Annotated in this window: 19 protein-coding genes; 10 read left to right on the top strand and 9 right to left on the bottom strand. The window is 37.0% G+C overall.

Going from position 1 to position 20,006, the window contains the following annotated elements:
• The first annotated feature begins 2 nt into the window (after positions 1 to 2).
• From HOO54_RS03430 to HOO54_RS24050, 5 genes are all read left to right on the top strand, one after another.
• Positions 3 to 758 (top strand): lantibiotic immunity ABC transporter MutG family permease subunit, encoded by a 756-nt coding sequence (locus HOO54_RS03430; RefSeq protein ID WP_172292592.1) that lies wholly within the window; start codon positions 3 to 5, stop codon positions 756 to 758.
• A 13-nt stretch (positions 759 to 771) separates the two neighbouring features.
• The gene (locus tag HOO54_RS03435; protein ID WP_172292594.1) at positions 772 to 1,440 is read left to right on the top strand and encodes a response regulator transcription factor; all 669 of its coding nucleotides are present in this window, start codon (positions 772 to 774) and stop codon (positions 1,438 to 1,440) included.
• Positions 1,437 to 2,777: a sensor histidine kinase gene (locus HOO54_RS03440; RefSeq protein ID WP_172292596.1), complete on the top strand. Its 1,341-nt coding sequence runs from the start codon at positions 1,437 to 1,439 to the stop codon at positions 2,775 to 2,777. Before HOO54_RS03435 ends, HOO54_RS03440 begins: the two co-directional genes overlap by 4 nt.
• Positions 2,778 to 2,865: 88 nt before the next feature.
• Positions 2,866 to 3,579 carry an MFS transporter gene (locus tag HOO54_RS24045; protein ID WP_253907598.1) on the top strand — a complete coding sequence of 238 codons (714 nt, stop codon included), beginning with the start codon at positions 2,866 to 2,868 and terminating at the stop codon, positions 3,577 to 3,579.
• Between the two features lie 158 nt (positions 3,580 to 3,737).
• The gene (locus HOO54_RS24050) at positions 3,738 to 4,064 is read left to right on the top strand and encodes a hypothetical protein (protein ID WP_253907599.1); all 327 of its coding nucleotides are present in this window, start codon (positions 3,738 to 3,740) and stop codon (positions 4,062 to 4,064) included.
• A gap of 141 nt (positions 4,065 to 4,205) precedes the next feature.
• On the opposite strand, the gene HOO54_RS03450 is transcribed toward HOO54_RS24050, so the two are convergent.
• The 9 genes from HOO54_RS03450 to pdxR form a co-directional block, all read right to left on the bottom strand.
• Positions 4,206 to 5,945, bottom strand: a complete 1,740-nt coding sequence (locus HOO54_RS03450; RefSeq protein WP_172292598.1) for an ABC transporter ATP-binding protein — start codon at positions 5,943 to 5,945, stop codon at positions 4,206 to 4,208.
• Positions 5,942 to 7,753, bottom strand: coding sequence for an ABC transporter ATP-binding protein (locus HOO54_RS03455; protein ID WP_172292600.1), 1,812 nt, complete (start codon positions 7,751 to 7,753; stop codon positions 5,942 to 5,944). The genes HOO54_RS03450 and HOO54_RS03455 overlap by 4 nt, the downstream gene beginning before the upstream one ends.
• Positions 7,738 to 9,234, bottom strand: coding sequence for an ABC transporter ATP-binding protein (locus HOO54_RS03460; RefSeq protein ID WP_172292602.1), 1,497 nt, complete (start codon positions 9,232 to 9,234; stop codon positions 7,738 to 7,740). Before HOO54_RS03460 ends, HOO54_RS03455 begins: the two co-directional genes overlap by 16 nt.
• A 22-nt stretch (positions 9,235 to 9,256) precedes the next feature.
• Positions 9,257 to 9,928 (bottom strand): energy-coupling factor transporter transmembrane component T family protein, encoded by a 672-nt coding sequence (locus tag HOO54_RS03465; protein WP_172292604.1) that lies wholly within the window; start codon positions 9,926 to 9,928, stop codon positions 9,257 to 9,259.
• Positions 9,929 to 9,944: 16 nt separating this feature from the next.
• Complete coding sequence (locus tag HOO54_RS03470) at positions 9,945 to 10,598, bottom strand: MptD family putative ECF transporter S component (protein WP_253907600.1); 654 nt, start codon at positions 10,596 to 10,598, stop codon at positions 9,945 to 9,947.
• A 60-nt stretch (positions 10,599 to 10,658) separates the two neighbouring features.
• Complete coding sequence (locus HOO54_RS03475; RefSeq protein WP_172292606.1) at positions 10,659 to 11,858, bottom strand: MFS transporter; 1,200 nt, start codon at positions 11,856 to 11,858, stop codon at positions 10,659 to 10,661.
• 130 nt (positions 11,859 to 11,988) lie between these two features.
• Positions 11,989 to 12,954, bottom strand: coding sequence for a helix-turn-helix transcriptional regulator (locus tag HOO54_RS03480; protein ID WP_172292608.1), 966 nt, complete (start codon positions 12,952 to 12,954; stop codon positions 11,989 to 11,991).
• 441 nt (positions 12,955 to 13,395) lie between these two features.
• Entirely contained in the window at positions 13,396 to 13,920 is a 525-nt protein-coding gene (locus HOO54_RS03485; RefSeq protein ID WP_172292610.1) for a DinB family protein, read from the bottom strand.
• Positions 13,921 to 13,925: 5 nt separating this feature from the next.
• Positions 13,926 to 15,329 (bottom strand): MocR-like pyridoxine biosynthesis transcription factor PdxR, encoded by a 1,404-nt coding sequence (pdxR, locus tag HOO54_RS03490; RefSeq protein WP_172299298.1) that lies wholly within the window; start codon positions 15,327 to 15,329, stop codon positions 13,926 to 13,928.
• 178 nt (positions 15,330 to 15,507) lie between these two features.
• Between pdxR and trpD the strand changes: the two genes are divergently transcribed.
• Genes trpD through HOO54_RS03515 form a run of 5 tightly spaced genes read left to right on the top strand, consistent with a single transcriptional unit; the run spans position 15,508 to position 20,003 of the window.
• Positions 15,508 to 16,527: an anthranilate phosphoribosyltransferase gene (trpD, locus tag HOO54_RS03495; RefSeq protein WP_172292612.1), complete on the top strand. Its 1,020-nt coding sequence runs from the start codon at positions 15,508 to 15,510 to the stop codon at positions 16,525 to 16,527.
• A 1-nt stretch (position 16,528) separates the two neighbouring features.
• Positions 16,529 to 17,335, top strand: coding sequence for an indole-3-glycerol phosphate synthase TrpC (gene trpC, locus HOO54_RS03500; RefSeq protein WP_172292614.1), 807 nt, complete (start codon positions 16,529 to 16,531; stop codon positions 17,333 to 17,335).
• Positions 17,336 to 17,352: 17 nt separating this feature from the next.
• Positions 17,353 to 18,570 carry a tryptophan synthase subunit beta gene (gene trpB / locus HOO54_RS03505; RefSeq protein WP_172292616.1) on the top strand — a complete coding sequence of 406 codons (1,218 nt, stop codon included), beginning with the start codon at positions 17,353 to 17,355 and terminating at the stop codon, positions 18,568 to 18,570.
• A complete protein-coding gene (gene trpA, locus HOO54_RS03510) occupies positions 18,545 to 19,354 on the top strand; it encodes a tryptophan synthase subunit alpha (protein WP_172292618.1) in 810 nt (269 codons plus the stop codon). Before trpB ends, trpA begins: the two co-directional genes overlap by 26 nt.
• A 13-nt stretch (positions 19,355 to 19,367) precedes the next feature.
• Positions 19,368 to 20,003 (top strand): phosphoribosylanthranilate isomerase, encoded by a 636-nt coding sequence (locus HOO54_RS03515; RefSeq protein WP_172292620.1) that lies wholly within the window; start codon positions 19,368 to 19,370, stop codon positions 20,001 to 20,003.
• Positions 20,004 to 20,006: the final 3 nt, after the last annotated feature.

Here is a 20,006-nt window from a genome sequence, read left to right on the forward strand (position 1 = left end):
TCATGCAGTTTTATAGATGTTTACTGGGTGAATGTAATAAAAAAAAACACAGTATTTTTTTATTATTACATTTAAGTATTCCGGTCGTTTTACCTAGCATTTTGGTGTTGTACTTCTTATTCAGGCAAGTATCTATAGGTGCTGAAGCGAGTAATCTTATTTTTTTCGAGTTAATTGGAATCGGCACACCGGTCATCATTTCGATTATTTGTGGGTTGGTGGCCGATTCTGAACATGAAGCAGGTCACTTCCAAAATATACTTGGATTGATTCGGAGCAGAACCGTTGCATTTATCAGTCAAACATGTGTGATGGTCATTTCTTATTCTGCTGCCCTGTTTTTAACAATATTCGTCTACACCTTGACTCTAAAATATTTAGCCGGAGTTGATGATGTTAATTTTACCCACTATTATTTATTAGGTATAATTTTCTCAGGAACTTCCATCTTTCAATATTTCTTCTATCAAGTCGTTGGTTATAAGTACGGGATAGGAATGTGCAGTATATGCGGGTTTGGTGGACTAATCATGACTGCTCTTTGCTTGACCAAACTGGGAGATAAAATCTGGTGGCTCTTGCCTTGGGCTTGGCCAAACCGATTTAGCGAGTATTATTTAAAAATCACGGATGAAAAACTGCTTAGTAATGCTGAGTTTGTCATGGGAACTTATTCTTTTTTAATGATGACAACAGGAATGATTGTTCTAAGTATTGTTTGGATTAATAGGTGGTCTGGGAGGAAAACGCACGGTTAAAGGGTGATTTAGTATGGCGAAAATTTTGGCAGTTGATGATGATGCCGCAATTCTAAGGCTGGTAAAAAAAATGCTGGAATTAAAAAAACATGATGTGTCAACTCTACAAACTATAAAAGATATGAAAATAGAGGAACTAAATAAATATCATCTCATTCTATTAGATATTATGATGCCTGATGAAGATGGCTTTAACATTTGTCAGAAGCTGAGATCTTTAATTGATATTCCGATTATCTTTATGACAGCTAAAAGTGATGAAGCTTCAATTATTAAAGGCTTATCAATTGGCGGTGATGATTATATTGTGAAGCCGTTTAGCATTCATGAGGTGAATGCGCGAATTGAAGCCTATTTAAGGCGGGAGGCTAGACCGAAAAGAAGGACGAAAAACGTGATGATTAATGGTGATATCCTCATTGATTTAGAAGCAAAAAAAGTGGTGATCCAAGGGGATGAAGTAAGTTTTACAAAGACACAGTACAAAATCTGCGAACTGCTTGCTTTACATAAAGGGAAAATTTTCTCAAAAGAGCAAATTTATGAGGCTGTCTATTCAATTGAAAGCAATTCGCAAATCTCAACGATTATTGAACACATTAGGGTGATTAGAAAGAAAATGGCTCAATTTAACGTAAACCCCATTCATACAGTCTGGGGTGTAGGATATATATGGGAATGAAGAATACATTAGCGTTTTATTTCCTTAAATGGGTAATAAAGTTGGGGTTTGTTGGTTTTATCATACTGATTTTAAATATTGGGTTGGTGGAATGGGGAATCAATCATCATCTTTTCCTTCCAGCCAACGCACCGATAAAAAAAGCGGAAAAAATCAAGACCAAAGTTGAAAAAGCTAATCATATTAATGTTGATATCATTCCTCCTGAACTGGATTATGCCATTTTTAATAAGCATACAAACAAAATCGTCAAGAGTAATATGAATTCAAGAATGAACAGGAAAGCAAAAGAAGCTTTGCAACATCCTGACAACAATAAAATGAGTTCTTTTATAAGATATGACAGTCAATATGAAACGATCTTAGTTTATTACAACTTAAATATTCAGTTTGCAGATGGTGAATTAAGAAAGGTTTTCCCTAACCCTGGCGTTTGGATAGCAGCTATTTCAATTTTCATCTATTGTGTTTATTTAATCTGGAATATTAGAAACTTCTCCAGAGTGATTATGAAAGAAAATCAAAAGCTGATTAAAGTTGCCCGTAAAATCAAAGAAAGAGATTTAAGTATCACATTTCCGCAAGTCCGATTTTATGAGTATAAAGATGTAATGGGGGCATTGGAGAGTCTTTCGGAAGCACTAATCAATTCGATCCAAAAAGAAATCGAGATGACTAACTCAAAATCTGAACAAATTAGCTATTTGGTCCACGATTTAAAAATTCCGCTGACTGTGATAAAAGGGAATGTCGAACTTTTAGAAGTCATGGCAACCGATGATATGAAGGAAAACTTTAGCGACATTATGAATTCTATACAGCAGATTGAAGGGTATATTCAGGAAGTTATCGATATCAATCTGGACAACAAACAAGACAATACGAATATGGAAGAAGTAGCTGTAACCGATTTCTTGTGCAAGCTGGAAGTCGAAGTTAAAAGCTTGGGTAATAATATCATTGTTGAAGATTGGACACATAAAGAGGCTAGCCTTTATATAGACGTAATCCTCCTTATTCGAGCAATAAATAATATTGTATTAAACGGAATAGAAAGAACGGCACCGGATGAAAAAGTGCAAATGATTTTCAAGCAGGATAAAGACTATATTCAATTTGTTATCATCGATCAAGGACCCGGTTTTTCGGAAGAAGCTCTAAAAAAGGGAACTGAACTTTTCTATACCGAAAATATAGGGCGGACCAATAATAGTCATTTTGGATTAGGATTAACATTTACAGAAAAGGTGATCAAACAACATAACGGAAGGATGACACTTAGAAATAATGCTACTCACTCTGGTGAGGTGCTTGTAGAACTCCCTATTAATATATGATTTGTAACCACAATGTGCTAAAATAGGGCTTAGTTTTTTCCTTTTAAGGTATAATAAGGATTTATGAATGATTATAAGGAGACAAGTCATGCGTGTTTTCTATCTTTTTTCAAGCCTTCGCGGTTTAGCTATGGGTCTTTTTTTACCTATCTGGATATTGTATCTTGCTGCCTGCGGATTTGATTTACTCACTATCGGTATACTAGGTACTGTTTTTGAAGTAGCCAAGTTCATTTTTGAAATTCCTTCGGGAACGTTTGCTGATCGGTTTGGTGTCAAGCTGTCTATCACAGGATCTTTGTTGTTTTCAGCCTTAACATGGGCTTTGTTTCCTCTCTCAGAAACTTTTATCCTTTGTCTCATTGCAATGGTTACATGGGCACTTTCAGATGCACTCATTTCAGGTTCATTTCAAACTTGGATGAGCCGGGAAACGGGTACAGAACAGTTTGGCAAGGAAATGATGAAAAATACACAAGTGATGATCATTTTCACAACGATCTCAAGTATTGCCAGTGGGTTTTTATATAGTGCAAATCAGATAATGCCGTTTATTCTCACAGCTTTAGTTTACGCTTTTTGGTATTTGTGGAGTTTGTTTTATATAAAAGTTCCGGAAGTCAAAGAAATTGAATCTCAGGATTCTCAAGAAACTTTTTTCCGAATATTGACTCGAAGTCTAGCACTTTTTTTAAATAAACGAAAGGTCATGCTAATCGTGATTGCTGGCTTTTTTTCGGCACTAACTTATAAATACAATTGCCCGCTATTGGCAACCCTATCTAGAGACGATAGGTTTTAGTCCGAAAACATTAGGGCTTGTCATGGCGTTTGCAGGGTTATGCACGTTTATTTTATTAACGCTCATGATGAAAGTGGAGCAAATGATTGACAGAAAGTCAATAACAGTCCTCACGATCATCGAAACGAGCGGTATGATTCTAGCAGGATTATTAGCCATTGGTGTTAAACCGATTTGCATCAACCTCTATTTTATTAGCTATAGAAGATGTACGAGAACCGGTTGTTTATCATTATTTAAATAAATTTTTCCCTGAGCAATATAAAGCAACATTATTTCCAATCTATTCAGGTGTGGGGGCTGCGGGAGAAATTTTGTCTGGAGTCATTTTTGGAGTTATTGCTGTTAAATTCGGTCTGGCTGCTACGTTTATTGTCGCAGCAATCTGTTTGCTTCCGTGTATCATCATGTATATCGCCGTACCACGTATGAAAGAACAGGAAGCTGTCCAATTAGATTCTGTTCAAATCGAGGAGAACAAGTGATGAGTTTTCAACATAAATCAGAGGGAATTGCGAGACCCCGCAGGAGAGCTACGAGGAGGCTCGCGGATCGCCCGCCGGAAAGCGAGCAAATTCCCCAATTTTTATTCATTCACACTACTTTCAGGACACCCTCTTTTTAGGTTATTTCAATTGCCAATCACTAGCTTTATTTTGTAGGTGCCAAAGCTTAGCATAAAGCCCCTTTTGCGCTAACAGTGCTCCATGAGTCCCTTTTTCAAGGATACTCCCATTATCGATTACAATGATTTGATGCGCATTTCGAATGGTGTGTAAACGATGTGCAATCATAACGACGGTTTTGTTTTCGATCAGCCGATTTAATGCGTTCTGAACAGTCGCTTCATTTTCAGGGTCTAGAGAAGCAGTTGCTTCATCAAGAAGAATTATATCGGCATCCTTTAATAATGCTCTAGCAATTGAAAGGCGTTGTTTTTCTCCTCCTGATAATGTAGAGCCGCCTTCCCCAACTAAAGTATCGTAGCCGTGTGGAAGTGCTGTAATAAATTCATGACAATTTGCTTTTTTAGCAGCTTCAATAATTTCTTCACGGCTAGCATGTGGTTTCCCTACTTTAATATTGTTATAGATCGTATCTTTAAACAGGTATACTTCTTGAAAAACCATGGAAATATGAGATAGCAAGTTTTCAGGGTTAACATCAACTAGTGCTTTGTTTCCTGTGCGAATAACACCAGAATCTACGTCCCAAAAACGTGCAATCAATTTGGTAATGGTACTTTTCCCGCTTCCAGAAGGACCAACTAAAGCGGTGATTTGTTTAGCTGGGATATTAAACGAAACATTTTTGATGACCGGTTGGTCAGGTTTATAAGAAAAAGTAACGTTTTCAAAGCTAATATTGTCAAGTTTTTTAATAGTATCTTTCCCCTTTTGGGGTTTTTCTTTGCGCAATTCCATGATTCGTTTGGCACTAAAGGAACCATAACGAATTTCTGCATAATTTATTAGAGTAACAGTCATTGGTTCAAACACTCTTAAACCAACTAATAAAAACATTAGAAAAATGGGTAAGGTTAATTGGCCGTCAATGATTAGATAGGTTCCTGTAAAGATCATGAAAGTCATGCCAGATCTGATTAGAATAATCGCTATCATCATGATTGGACCGATTAATGTCTCCAGTCGTATGGATTCCCGCATTAAGTCGTCAAATGCTTCCCGCAACCTCTGAAACCGCTCACCACCTAATTGGTGTGCTTTAATTTCACGAATTCCGCTAATATATTCCTGCAGCATACTTCCAGCTCTATTTCTTGCAAATACTTGTTTCTTATTGAGAGACTCCTGAAAACGATTTGTTGCCCAAAGTACTAAACAAGCAACTGGTAAAGCAATAAACATTGCAAGTGCCATTTTCCAATTTACAAAAGCTAAGCCGATGAAAGCTAAAATTGGAAATAGCAACCCGCTAACGAATTGAGGAACATTGTGTGAAATTGCCTTTTCCACTTCAGCAAAATCATTGATCATCATATTCGTAATGTCAGCTGGATTTTTAGAATTGATATAACCTAATGGAAGTGTTCTCAAGTGTTCAGCTAGTTCAATACGTCCAGCTGCCGACATTTTATAGGAAGATACGAAACTACAATTATATGACAATAGGGAAACGGCATATTGAATGAGCAACCAGCCGATTAAAATTGCAGTCACCGTCCATAATCGATTTATATCTAATGCTGACACTTTTTTTGTATAAAATTCGAAGATTGTATTAAATACATCTACTATTAAAATAGCGGGCAACATTTTGACTAATCCATCAAGTAAAGCTGCTCCAATCGAAGGGAGCAAGGATTTCGGATTTCCACTGCTAATATTGTAAAAATAGCTGATCATGATGAATGTGTCTCCCTTCCATCTTCAAGTTTCCAATCCTTTGAACTCAGATGAGAATTCCACATCGTTGTATAAAGTCCTTTTAAAGCGAGTAGATCTGGATGGGTACCCTGCTCTACAATTTCTCCATCATGCAATACTAAGATTTGGTCGGCATGGCGGATCGTTGATAAGCGATGAGCAATTGTAATTACTGTTTTATTTTGGATCAATGCATTGAGTCCTTTTTGAATATTCATCTCATTTTCGGGGTCTGCAAAAGCAGTTGCCTCATCCAAAATGATAATAGGAGCGTTTTTTAAGATTGCACGAGCAATCGTAATACGCTGTGCTTCTCCACCAGAAAGCAAAACACCGCCTTCACCAATTTTCGTGTTATAGCCAGCAGGAAGGGATGAAATAAAATCATGGCAGCAAGCTAGTTTTGCAGCTGAGATCAAATCTTGTTTAGTTGCTTTATGATTGCCCATGCGAATATTTTCTTCAATTGTATCTTGGAATAAATGTACATCTTGGAATACAAATGATACAGTTTCCATTAAACGATTTGTTGACATCGATTGAATAGGAATACCGCCAATTAAGATTTGCCCATCTTCAACATCCCAAAACCGGGGTATTAAACTTGCGATTGTAGATTTTCCGCTTCCAGAAGGACCAACTAAAGCGGTTATTTTTCCTTGTGGAGCAGTAAATGAGACGTTTTTTAAGGCAAGCTGGTATTCATCACTATCCTTTTCTTGATATGAGAAAGAGACGTTTTCAAAACGTACATCATAATATGATGCGGTCCTTGGATTTACTGGTTCTTCAATTGATTTTTCATTTAGAATCGCATCAATCCTTTGAGTACCCTCCGTTATTTTTTGTAATTCTCCTCCTAGATACATAAGCTGGAACATCGGTGTGGAAATACTTGGCGCAACGGTTAAGAAAAGCAGAAAAGTCAATGCAAAAGCTTGATTATTTGGTTGGCCGCTCAAGATAAAAACACCCACTGGTAAAATAAATGTAAGAATGGAGGTCAGTAAAACGAGATAGATCATATATGGACGCCGACATAGTTTTGTAAAAGTAACTGCCCAATCACGAAAGTTATGAATCGTCGATTTAAAATGTAAAAAGGTATCCAGTGTTATACCAAACACTTTAACAGCGGGCATTCCACGAACATATTCAACTCCTGATGCGCTCATTTTTTCAAGTGAATGTTGATAGTCACTCATTGCTTTTCTGCCTGCCTTACTGCTGAAAATGGAAAATTGAATAAAATAGCCTATTAAAATTGGAATAATCGTAGCAATCGCTAAACGCCAATCTAGAATAAACATTGTGATGATCATGATCAAAGGCATTAAAACGGCGCTTACTAGATCAGGAATTTGGTGAGCAGTAAAGCTTTCGATCTTTTCAACATTTGAATCTAATATCTTTTTAATCGCTCCACTTGAACCTTTAGTAAAATAGCCTAAAGGGAGAGTAGAAAGATGTTTGCTTAACCTTACCCGTAAACGATAAAGAATTTGGTAAGCAGCAATGTGTGAGAAAATGAGACCAATATAAAGAAAGATGAAACTTAAAACGAGAGCACCAAGAGCAATCCAACCGTATAAAATGAAACGCTCTCCTGAAATCGCAGAGACATCATGGGCATTTTTTAACAACTCTTGAATGATAAAATAGACAGAACCAAAAGGCACTACTATTAATACTGTGCTAAAAAAAGAAAAAATACAGGCAAATATGAGTAAACCTTTCTTTTCCCCTGCTAAACTTAAAAGGCGTCTAATTGCTATTGATGACGACATATATGAGCCTCCTTTTTAGTCATAATTTGAATTATATCTTCACAGTCAAGTGTTGCGGTTAAAATGTTTTGAGAGATTTTTCCGTCTTCGAGTTTAATGATTCGTTGACAAACACCAACTACTAATTCATGATCATGTGTGATAATTAACACATGACAATTGCGCTGTTTTAATTTCTGAATGACTGAAATGACGCGCTGTAAATTAGATCCATCAAGTCCTGAAGTCGGTTCGTCTAAGATGAATATATTTGCGTTTTGCATAAGACCTACCGCTAATACTAAGCGTTGTTTTTGTCCACCTGATAAGGTAGCAGGATGTTGTTCTTTCAATGACCAAAGCTCCAACATTTTGAGAAGCTGTTCAGCCTGTTGTTTATTTTCTAATGATCGTTCATGACCTAGCAGAAGTTCGTTCCATACACTGTCAGTAAACAGTTGATAAACAGTATCCTGCATAACAAACCACACTTTTTTTAAACGTTGCTTCGCTTTTTCTCTTTGCCCAGAAACATATATTTCTCCTGTCTTTTCTTGTGTAAGTCCTGCAATTGTTCGAGCAAGTGTTGTTTTTCCTGCACCATTTTCCCCGATTAAAGCACAGACTTCGCCAAGTTTTAAGGAAAGATCCATTCCTTTTATCGTTGGCATTTTTTTTCGTTTATGACGGACAAACAGTTTCCGAATGTCGACAGCAGTATCACGGATAAGGTTTTGCTCTCCATTCCTTGGTGAATATCCCGCGGTAAGAGAGGGAGAACGCAACCCGAGATTTTTTAACTTTTCATGTGAAAAGTGCATCAGCTCTTGTGGGTTTAATATTTGTTCAATACGTCCATTTTTCATATACATGATGCGATCAGCTAAATCCATCAGATAATATAAACGGTGTTCAGCAATAACAATAGTTTTTCCGCGATTTTTTAAATGTATCAGCTGGTTTTTTAACGTATCAGTTGCATTAATATCCAGATTCGCAGACGGTTCATCCATCACATATATATCCGGTTCCATCATGGTTGCAGCAGCAATTGCTACATTCTGTTTTTGCCCGCTGGAAAGGGTATGAAGTAAGGCGTCCTTCATATGTAAGATGTTCATCTGCTTGCAAACCTCATCAAGCCGATGGTGAATGAAAGAACGATCCAACCCGTAATTCTCTAATTCAAAAGCCAGTTCATCTTTAACAACAGATGTGAAAAACTGTGCTTTTGGATCTTGAAATACACTGCCAATTGATTGGCTAATCTGCCAAATGGGCATATCTTTCAAGTCTTGATTTTTAATATTTACATCACCTGAGAGAGTTCCTTCGTAAAAATACGGAATTAACCCATTTATAATCCGGCTTAATGTTGTTTTACCAGAGCCTGAAGGACCAGTAAGAACAACAAACTCCCCTTCTTCAATCTTTAAATTAATATGTTGAAGTAAAGGGTGTGTTTCATTATATTGAAAACAAACATTTCTCAAAGTAATCATAAAGATATTCCCTTTCTAAGCTTTATATAAATGGCGTCATTAGACTGAAAGTTAATAAAATAAAACCAATACTATCGCTAGCAGAAAAGCGAATGGTATAGATAGTGGTCTTTTTAAATGGTGCATCTATCCCACGCGTGGCAGCAGATGAACTTAGATCATCTGCTAACTTTATGGTACGCATAAGGAGTGGGACAATATTGTATTCAAACAATCGAGTGACCCTAAGCCAATTAACCAATTGTTTGTATGACACCCTTCTAACGACAGCATTTTCATTAATGATGTTCGCCTCCATTTTTAAAACAGGAAAAAAACGTAATGCAACAGTCAATGTCAACAAAAGACTGTCAGGAATTCGCATTCTTTGTAAGCTTGCGAGCAGTTTTCCAGATGGCACCTTTGCTAAAGAAGAGGCAATGATAAGGGTCGGTGAGATACGTAAAATAATAAATAAAATGATGCTGATATATCCAAAAGAGGATATCTTGAGATACTGATTTGCTAAACTGTAAGCAAGTAATAGACTTGTATAAATGATCATCCAATAGAATAATGGTTTCCACAGTTTCTGACAGCCTAAAAATAAAAGAGCAATCCCCGCTAGGAAAATCGTTGCTTTTACGGAAGTAAATAGGATCACGCCACTGCAAGAAAGAAGCATAAGAAATTGTAAACGAACATCAAATAACATGGTCATCTCCTAGTTTTTATTGATGTGTTATATAGCCGGCTTTTACAAAATGTTTTTGAAGCAGCCGAGTAGAAAAAATAGAACCTAGCCAAGCAAACACAAATGAGAAAACCAATCCTGAAATCATCCAAGATGGTGAATAAGCAAACTCAATGGTTCTTTCTATTAATGTTTGTGGATAGTTTACTTTTTCAAAATAACTTGATCCGAGTGCATAGATTGTAACAAAGGCACCCATTCCAAATAATGCTCCATAGGAAGCGTAAGCAATGGCTTGCCGTTTGATTTGCCTGTATTGTGTTCCATTACCGGGAAGCAACGTGATTTCGCCGATTAACCCTGCGGCTGCAAAGAAAGGAAGCATGAGTGCTACACCCATCAATGTATAAATGATGCCGGTCACAACAGCCATTAAAAATAATGTTCCGCGCTTGCCGACACGAATGGCCATTAATAAATAAACGGTTGCTGAAAAAAACAGACATATGCCAGATATAAGTGGCATGGCAACAAAGACTGCCGGACTTAACACCATACTGACAATTGCATTGACAATGTAAATTAAAATACTGTATAACCCAATGGAAATGAAATCTTTTGCTGTTAACCTTGATGATCCATGCATCTCTTCATCCCTCATTTCTTCTATATAAATAATAATCATAATCATTTCGATTTTCAGTGCTCTCTCACATACAGGTGATATAACTCCTTATACTTCATCAATTTCCTAAAAACGTGATGATGTTGGGGCTTTTTCACGAGAAGCATGTTTTATTCCTATTGTCGAACATAATGAGATTGATACAATCACAGTGACAAGGATATAGGGAATGGATGGATTAAACTCATATAAGCTAGTTGAAAGCACTGGGGTTATGATGGCGGCAATTCCCTGTACTGCTGCTACTAGCCCAGCCACTGCACCTTGTTGTTTACTTGAAACAGCCAGAGATGCGCCAGTCATAAATCCAGGCATCATCAGCCCTGCACCTAAACCAAATAGAAAAAATCCTAAATAGCAAAGGAACAAAGTATGCCCTACCAGCAAACAAAGCATGCTTAAAATGACAAGGAAACTACCTGTTATAATCATGATGTCTGGTCCCCATTTTAACCATTTCATTTGAATAACTTGAGTTAACACCATGGCTACACCAGACAATGTAAAACCGATGGCAAGGCTTTTCGCCATTTCATCTGTTGATATCATCAGTTTATCTTGGAGATAGAAACCGGTGATTGATTGAAGCGTAATAATGCCAATCATTGTTGTTAATCCTATTAATAAATATAAACGTACATCTTTCTGAAAAGGATTTACTTTAGCAGGCTTATCTCTTACGAGCGGTTTAGCTTTTGGAATAATTGCTAAAACAATAGTAAAAGCCGCTAAAGGTAAAAATGTTCCTAAGTAAAGAGGCCAGATGAGGCCGGCTAACGCCAGTACTCCTGCAAGAGCTGGTCCAAGCACAAGTCCAAGTCCATTTGCTGCACTTATTAGTGACATACCAGAAGATCGATCTTGGCTTTGAGTCACATCAGCCATATAAGCTTGTGCTGTTGGCGGTACAGATGGAATAAATAGACCAATTAAAAATCTTGTTCCAATAAGACTTGCTAATAATAAACCGCCGCTTATAAGCTGGTTCAATCCCATATAGACAACAATGGTGAACAGCGCATATGTTACAAATAACCCTAACAGACCGATGAGCATGATCGGTTTTCTGCCTTTTTTATCACTCCATACACCCCATAAAGGACCTGCTGCAGTCATTGCAATGGACCCTATCGAAACAATCCAGCCTGCATGGCTTTCTGAAAGGTGAAGTTCACGAATTAAAGGTGACAAAACAGGCATGATCACGGTTAAACCAAGGAAAGATACGAAAACAGAAATAAAAATACTAAATTTGATTTTTTCCAATTTTTCACCTCTTAATAGTTTGTAATTGATATTCTTTCTCAATTATAGTGGCGGTTATTAATGCGAACTACCTCAAAGCGGATAAAATTACGCTCAAAAGGATTATTTTTTATAAAAAGAGGTGAGAAAATCAATAATAACGTTTAATATGTGAAGGGGTGATACCAAATGTATCGCGGAAGCATTTAGAGAATGCACTTAAATTTGTATAACCCACTTCAGAGGCTACTTCTGTTATGGTTCTTTTTTCGGTACACAATAAGTCAAAAGCATGATCCATCCGTTTTTTTCGTAAGTAACCAAAGACTGTTGTTCCAAAATACTCCTTAAATCCGACTTTCAACTTATAATCATTAAGACCTACTGAACGGGCTAACTCTAATAAAGTAGGAGGGTAATCCATTTTTGAAGTGATGAGCTCAGCTGCTTTACGCAATTTCATTGTATCGTTCCTTGATAAAGATACTTGATGCCGAACATGACTTGAATCAAACATGAGAAGATGAAGTGAACGATTAAGCAGCTCTAATGCTTTAGCTTCAATAATAAATGCCGATGTATCTTGAGCAGATATTTCTTTTACGATGCGATGTATCAAATGTTCAATGATGGGATCAATTTCTAATTCATACTGTTTAAATGACTGTCTCAACAAAAAATATTCGAATTTAGCGTGTGAATGGTCTAAATACTGTGCCAAATAATAATCGAAAAGTTGAACAGGCAGTCCTATCGATAATGATTTAATTCGCCCTAATTCCGGGAATTCAAAACTGACCTCAAAGTCTTTCATAAATAAAAATGAACTTGTTCCCGGATTTACATTGCAATTAGAGCCTTTTACCCAAATCTCACTTTCTCCTTCAAGCATAAACTGAATTTCCACCATTTCGTGTTCTGAAGAAAAACGTTTTATTTGTTGCTGTTTATAAAAAAAATTTGAATAGACAATCTCAAGTCCTGAAAATGTTTTAACTCGTTTAAAACCGCCTTCTCCCAATAACTCAGGTAGCGTATAAATACGGTTGTTTTTAGAATGAACAGGCATGGCTGAGAAAAAATCGTGATAAATTGTATCAAGACTTTCTATTTGCATAGTTGATCCCTCTTTTCTCTATAATCTCAGTTTATAATTGATAATCGTTATCAATTATAAACAAATCTTTTTTTAAAACAAGTCATATTTATGGTAAATTAATTTTTTAGAGAATTGATGATATGAAACTACCATTAGGTCATTCTATTGTCAGCAAATAAGATCGCCTAGCATATGGGGATCATATTGATATTTCCAGAGATAATAATAGTGAGGGAGGTCGAGAAAAGGGGTTGGGGTGACCTGGGAATTTGCTCGCTTTCCACGGGCGATCCGCGAATCTCCTGTGGGGTCCCGCCTAGTTCGCTGTTCCCGCAGGAGTCTTGCAGTTTCCCCTGATCCATGTTGATAAAGGGCTTTTTAGACAGCTTCTTTCTAGTAAGTACATCATGTCGGGTGAATGGGCTATAAGGCAGAGACAGCTTCATGTGACATACATCTTCATTGTTTTAATATCCGCAAATATTCCTTCCAAGGTCCGACATCTCCCTGATATCGTTTCGCCAGCACTCTAGTTATTTGAGAGAGATGATCGAGATCATGTGCAACCCAAGTTGAGATTTGTTCTCTCAGTTTGACAATGCCAAACTCAGGATGTACCCCTGTTTGCTCTAAATCTGTCTGTGAATCAACTAAACATTGTAGCTTTTCTAGGTTTTTCTGACGAAGTTTCACAAACTCTTCAAGTAATTGTTCAATTGTTTTCCCAATGTTTTGTTGAAGCTGAGTAAAGCGATCAAATGGGGAGAATGTTTCAGTTTCTCCTTTAGTTATGATCATTTCGATTCGCGGTATCCAATTATGTTTTTCGCCCTCAATCAGGTGCCCGACGATATCAAAAGCATTCCAAGTTGCTTCACCTTCGTTGCAAGTGATCCATGAGTTTGATAATCCATCAAGCAAATGCTGAAGTGTTTTTGGTGTGCGTTCAAGAATTTCGATTGCTTCTTTAAGTTGAAAGTTCATTTCTATCAACCTCCTAATATGTGATTTATAGCCTTAGATAGTCTTGTGATCCCCTCATTAATTTGTTCTTCAGTTAAATGTCCATACCCTATGATAATCTTATCTACATGCATGCCTTTTTGAATGGTATGATCTTCTACTGAATAGACTTTGACTTTGAACTTTTCGATGTTGTTTATGATTTCTTTTGTAAATTGAAGTTCTTTAAATTCAACAATTAAATGTAATCCTGTCGAATACCCAAAAATATTAACTCTGTTTGAGAATGTTTCATATAATCGTTTAATAAGGTAATCCCTCCTTTTTTTATATACTTTTCTCATTTTCAAAATATGTCTCTCCAAATATCCCTGTTCTATAAACTGTGCAAGAATAAGTTGATCAACTGTTGGTGTATGTAAATCTAAGTATTTTTTAAGATTGCGGCATTCTTCTACAAGATGTGGTGGAAGGATTAAGTATCCTAGACGTAGTGATGGGGAAAGTATTTTACTGAGTGTTCCAATATATATGACTCGGTCAGGAGCCAATCCTTGTAAAGAACTTACAGGGGTATTTTCATAACGAAATTCACTACCATAGTCATCTTCAACTAGGTAACAATCATTGTTTCTCGCATAATTGATTAAATCGATTTGACGTTCTACTGAAAGAGTTCCGCCCAAGGGAAATTGATGAGAAGGAGTAAAAAATACAAATTTTGGGTTTTTGTTGGTGGGTAATAAATCTGTTTTTATTCCATTGCGATCTACCGGAATTGGATAAAGAAAAGCACCTGAACTTTTAAAGATTTTTTGTACATTGTCTTTAATAGGGTCTTCAATGACAACTTGTCCGTTTGATTTTAAAAGCAAACTAGAAACAAGTGTTAATGCTTGTACTGCACCAGATGTAATAATCAGATGGTCCGGGTGACATAAAACTTTTCTTGTTTTATTTAAATAATTTAAGATAGCCCCTCTTAATTCAATCCGGCCTTCAGGTACATCATATCCAAACATAGAGGACCTAGTTTCATGCCATATTATATTTGATAACCTTGCCCATATTTTTCGGGGGAAGAAATCTAATGCAGGAACTCCTGAGCGGAAATCGATCATATCATTGCTAGTTTTCTCATTCGATTGATTTAATTTGTATGTCTGTATTTTTTCCTGTTTTAAGTAGGTTCCTTCAGCAATGTATGATCCAGAACCCTTATATGTAACGATAAAACCTTCCGCAATTAGTTGTTCATATGCTGTTAAAATGACATTTCTAGAGACACCTAAGTGAGAAGACAGCTCTCTTGTTGAAGGTAACTTTTCTCCGGATTTTATCTTTCCATTTAAAACTTGATCCCTAATATACTGGTAAACTTGTCCTGTTAAAGATGTGGTAGAAAGACGATTAATTGGTATCAATAGCATCACGTTAGATCCTTTCTTAAAAAGTGGTACCACAAAAATTTTTAACAAGTGGTACTAATCATCTGAATTATAGCATGTTAAAGTATAACTAAACAGAACAAACCCATTATTAAACAAAAAAGGTAAATTTGAATCAGTCTATTCATCAATTCTTGGTCTTTTTAAGGAGGTAAAGACTGTGATTAAGGAATTAGTTTATAAGTTAACCAACAATCAGTCACTGAGTTTTCAAGAAGCCTATGATTGCATGAGTGAAATACTAAAAGGGAATTTCACACCCGTTCAAATAGGGGCGTTTCTTTGTGCATTATCTGCAAAAGGAGAAGTAAAAGAGGAATTAATGGGTTTTCTTAAAGCTATTCATGAGCAGATGATTCAGATTGATAAAGTAGAAGATGTAGTAGATACGTGTGGTACAGGAGGTGATATGTTAGGTTCATTTAACACTTCTACTGCTGCAGCACTTGTGGCAAGTGCTGCTGGAGCAAAAGTAGCAAAGTGTGGCAATAGATCATCAAGTAGTTTATGTGGTAGTGCAGATTTGTTAGAGGAGTTAGGAATTAAAATAGAATTATTACCAGATGAGGCTGAAAATTGGGTAAAAGAAAGTGGTTTTGCATTTTTGTTTACTCCTAAATTCCATCCTTCCTTAAGAAAGCTATCTCCTCTTAGAAAAGAAATTGGTGTGCCAACTGCATTTAATCTTTTAGGACCGCTTGGGAACCCGATGAGCCCGAAACGACATTTACTAGGTGTGTCTAACCGAACGCTTGCTCCTTTATATGCAGAATTATTATTAGAGTTAGGTGCAAAACATTCATTGGTTGTTCATGGACTTGATGGAATGGATGAGATTTCCCTTAGCGCTCCATCTGAATTGTATGAAATTCGGAATGGATATGTGAAAAAGATGCTATTTGACCCGGCTTCACTTGGACTTGAATATATATCTCATGAAGACATTAGTGGAGGTGATGCTCACCATAATAAAAACATGTTAATAGAGCTATTTGATGGACAAAAAAACGGTGTAAGGGAAATAGTCTGCCTTAATGCAGGGGTAACTTTAATGCTTGCGGGTCAGGCTGAAGATTTTCGCGAAGGTTTAATTGTAGCTAGAAAAGCTATTGATTCAGGTTTAGCAAAAGAAAAGCTAAATGAACTAATGAATCGAAGTAAAGAAGGAGTGAACGGTTAAAATGTTTATGCTTGATGAGATTTTGCAAAATAAAATCCAAGAAGTTGAAGCTAAGAAACAGAGTAAATCGTTGAATGAGATGAAAGTAAAGGTAGAAGATGCGAGAGCACCACGTGATTTTTATCATGCATTGCAAAAGCCGGGTATTTCTTTAATTGCTGAAGTAAAGCGTAAGTCTCCCTCGAAAGGAGAATTAAGGAACGACTTTCATGCACTTACACTAGCTCGCACATATTCTACATATGGAGCTAGCGCAATTTCCGTTCTTGCCGATGAAGTCTTTTTCGGTGGCGGGCCTCATGTTGTGCAAAGTGTTGCAAATGACCCACAAGTGAACTTACCGGTTATGTATAAAGAGTTTATTATTGATCCATACCAGATTTTTGAGGCTCGATCTGTAGGAGCTGATGCTGTATTGCTCATTGTTCGTATTATTGATCCTGAGTTACTGCCTGAGATGTTGGCAATCGTACACGACCTTGGAATGCATGCTCTTGTTGAATGCTTTACTTTGGAGGAAGCAACTTTTGCGGTAAAAGCAGGAGCTAAAATAATTGGAATTAATAATCGTGATTTACAGACGTTTAAAGTAGACTTAAAGCGCTCAGAAGAAATTCGTTCGATGCTGCCATCTTCAATCGTCACAGTCAGTGAGAGTGGTTTGCACAATCGTACTGATGTTCTCAAAGTAGAATCAATCGGATTTGATGCAATGCTAGTGGGTGAAGCTCTATTAAAGTCAGATGATGTAGGAAATCGAATTCAAGAGTTTTTAGGGCTTAATGATGTCATAAGAGAAAAAAGGTAAGAGGAGTGACGGTTAAGATGGAAGGATTTTTTGGACAGTTTGGCGGTGCATATGTTGCGGAAACATTGATTTCTAATTTAGAAGATTTGGAACGAGAGTATCGGAAAACGAAGAAGGATATTGAGTTCAAAGAGGAACTATCCCAACTTTTAAAAGAATTTGTTGGTCGTCCAACACCGTTAACTCCTCTTAAAAGAATGACTGCAGAGAAAGGCGGGGCAAGGATATATTTGAAAAGGGAGGATTTGACACATACAGGTGCTCATAAAATAAATAACGCTTTGGCCCAAGCTTTACTAGCCAAAAAAATGGGGAAGAAGCGAATTGTAGCAGAAACTGGGGCTGGACAACACGGTGTTGCAGTGGCAACTGCTGCTAGCTTACTTGGACTGAAATGTGTCATTTATATGGGTGCTGTTGATGCGGAACGGCAAGCACCTAATGTTCAAAGAATGAAATTGCTTGGTGCAGAGCTGCATCTTGTAAACATCGGGCAAAAAACATTAAAAGATGCCATTAGTGAAGCTATTCGTGATTGGATATCCAATGCTAATAATACCTATTATTTACTTGGTTCAGCTGTCGGTCCTCATCCTTTTCCAACGATTGTGAGAGATTTTCAATCAGTCATTGGTGAGGAAACAAAAGCTCAGATACTTGAGATAGAAGGGCGCCTTCCAGATTGCGTTATCGCTTGTGTAGGAGGCGGGAGTAATGCAATTGGGATGTTTCATTCTTTTTTAGATGATCAGTCGGTCAAATTAGTGGGAGTTCAATCGGCAGGAAAAGGAATCGAAACAGATCAACATGCTGCACCACTTATTAAAGGAACATTAGGGATTGTTCAAGGTGCTCATACCTATATGTTACAAGATCAATATGGTCAAATAAAGGAAACCTATTCAATTGCACCTGGTCTTGACTACCCAGGGGTTGGTCCGCAACACAGTTATTTGAAAGATATTGGTCGTGTTCAATATACACATGTAAATGATGATGAAGCCCTTGAGGCATTTGAGTATTTGTGTAGATCAGAAGGTATATTGCCAGCGCTGGAATCTTCACATGCTGTTGCTTATGCGTTGAAAATAGCCGGAACAATGAATGAAAAAGACATTCTGATTGTCAATTTATCAGGTAGAGGTGACAAAGATTTAACCCAAGCTATAGATGCCCTTGAAAATTTAAGAGAAAGGAGATCTTCAGACTATGAGTCGTATCAAGAATACGTTTGAGAAGCTTAAAAAAAGAAATGAAGGAGCGCTTATTCCATATATTCCTGTCGGTTATCCAACCATGGATTCATCTGAAACAATAATCAAGACGATATGTCATGCAGGTGCTGATATTTTAGAACTAGGTGTTCCATGCGCTGATCCTTTAGCAGATGGTCCTACAATTCAAGAAGCAAGTGCTCAAGCTTTAGATAATGGTATAAATCTAAATGAATGTATCAAAATGGTTCACAAGTTGCGAAGTAATGGTTTAGAAACTCCGATTGTATTAATGGGGTATTGTAACTCCTTTTTAGCTTATGGATTAGAGCAACTTGCTACTGATGCTTCAAAAGCAGGTGTAGATGGATTTATCATTCCTGATTTACCTTCCACTATGGCTGATCCTTGGTTAACTGTGTTTCGTCCATACGGTCTAGACTTGATATTCTTTTTAGCACCAACAACATCAAATACTAGAATGGCTTCAGTCGTAAAAAAAGGTTCAGGGTTCTTATATTGTATATCAGTAAATGGTGTAACAGGCGAGCGAGAAAATATGCCTAAAGAATTACCTGTATTTTTAAAACATGTACGAGCTGTAACTGATTCACCTTTATGTGTAGGTTTTGGAATTTCAAGTGCAAACCACGTAACTGAAGTGTGTGAGTATGCCGATGGGGCAATAGTAGGCAGCGCTTTAATTAATGTGATGAAACATGCAGCACCTAACGAGATAGAAACAGTTGTCAGAAGTTATATAGCTTCATTGAAAGAAGCAACACAAAAGAAGTTAATAACATGATGGAGGAAACAAAATGGTCCGAATTAAGTTTTGTGGGATCACGAACCTACAATCTGCAAAAAGTGCAATTGAAGCTGGTGCTGATGCGATCGGTTTCGTGTTTACAAATAGTAAGCGCGAGGTGACACCTGAACAAGCCAAACATATCATCAGCCAACTACCTCCATTTGTGACCGCCGTAGGTGTATTTGTTGACGAAAGACTAGAACTTGTAAATGAAATCGCAAACTTTTGTCAGTTGGATTTCATACAGTTACATGGTTCTGAGTCCTCTGAATATTGTCGCTTAGTTGAACGCCCAGTTGTTAAATCAATCAAGGTTCGTAATGCTGGTGATTTGGAAGATATGCATGTGTATGCAGAAGCTGTGAGAGGAATTCTTTTTGATTCGCACGTTCATGGAAAATCCGGCGGGACAGGTAAATCGTTTCCGTGGGAACACATTGTTTCCATTCAAGACAAAAGTAAAGTGATTCTTGCTGGGGGATTAAATGTTGACAATATTGAGGAAGCCATCTTAAAAACACGTCCTTATGCAGTGGATGTTAGTAGTGGTATAGAGACCAATAATGTGAAAGATCCTCTTAAGATGCATGAGTTTGTTAACCGTGTAAGAAACTGCGTCATGAAGATCAGTTCTGATAAATAGAGA

The organism is Bacillus sp. WMMC1349 (genome assembly GCF_013155385.1).
In the GTDB taxonomy this organism is placed as follows: Bacteria; Bacillota; Bacilli; order Bacillales; family Bacillaceae; genus Bacillus.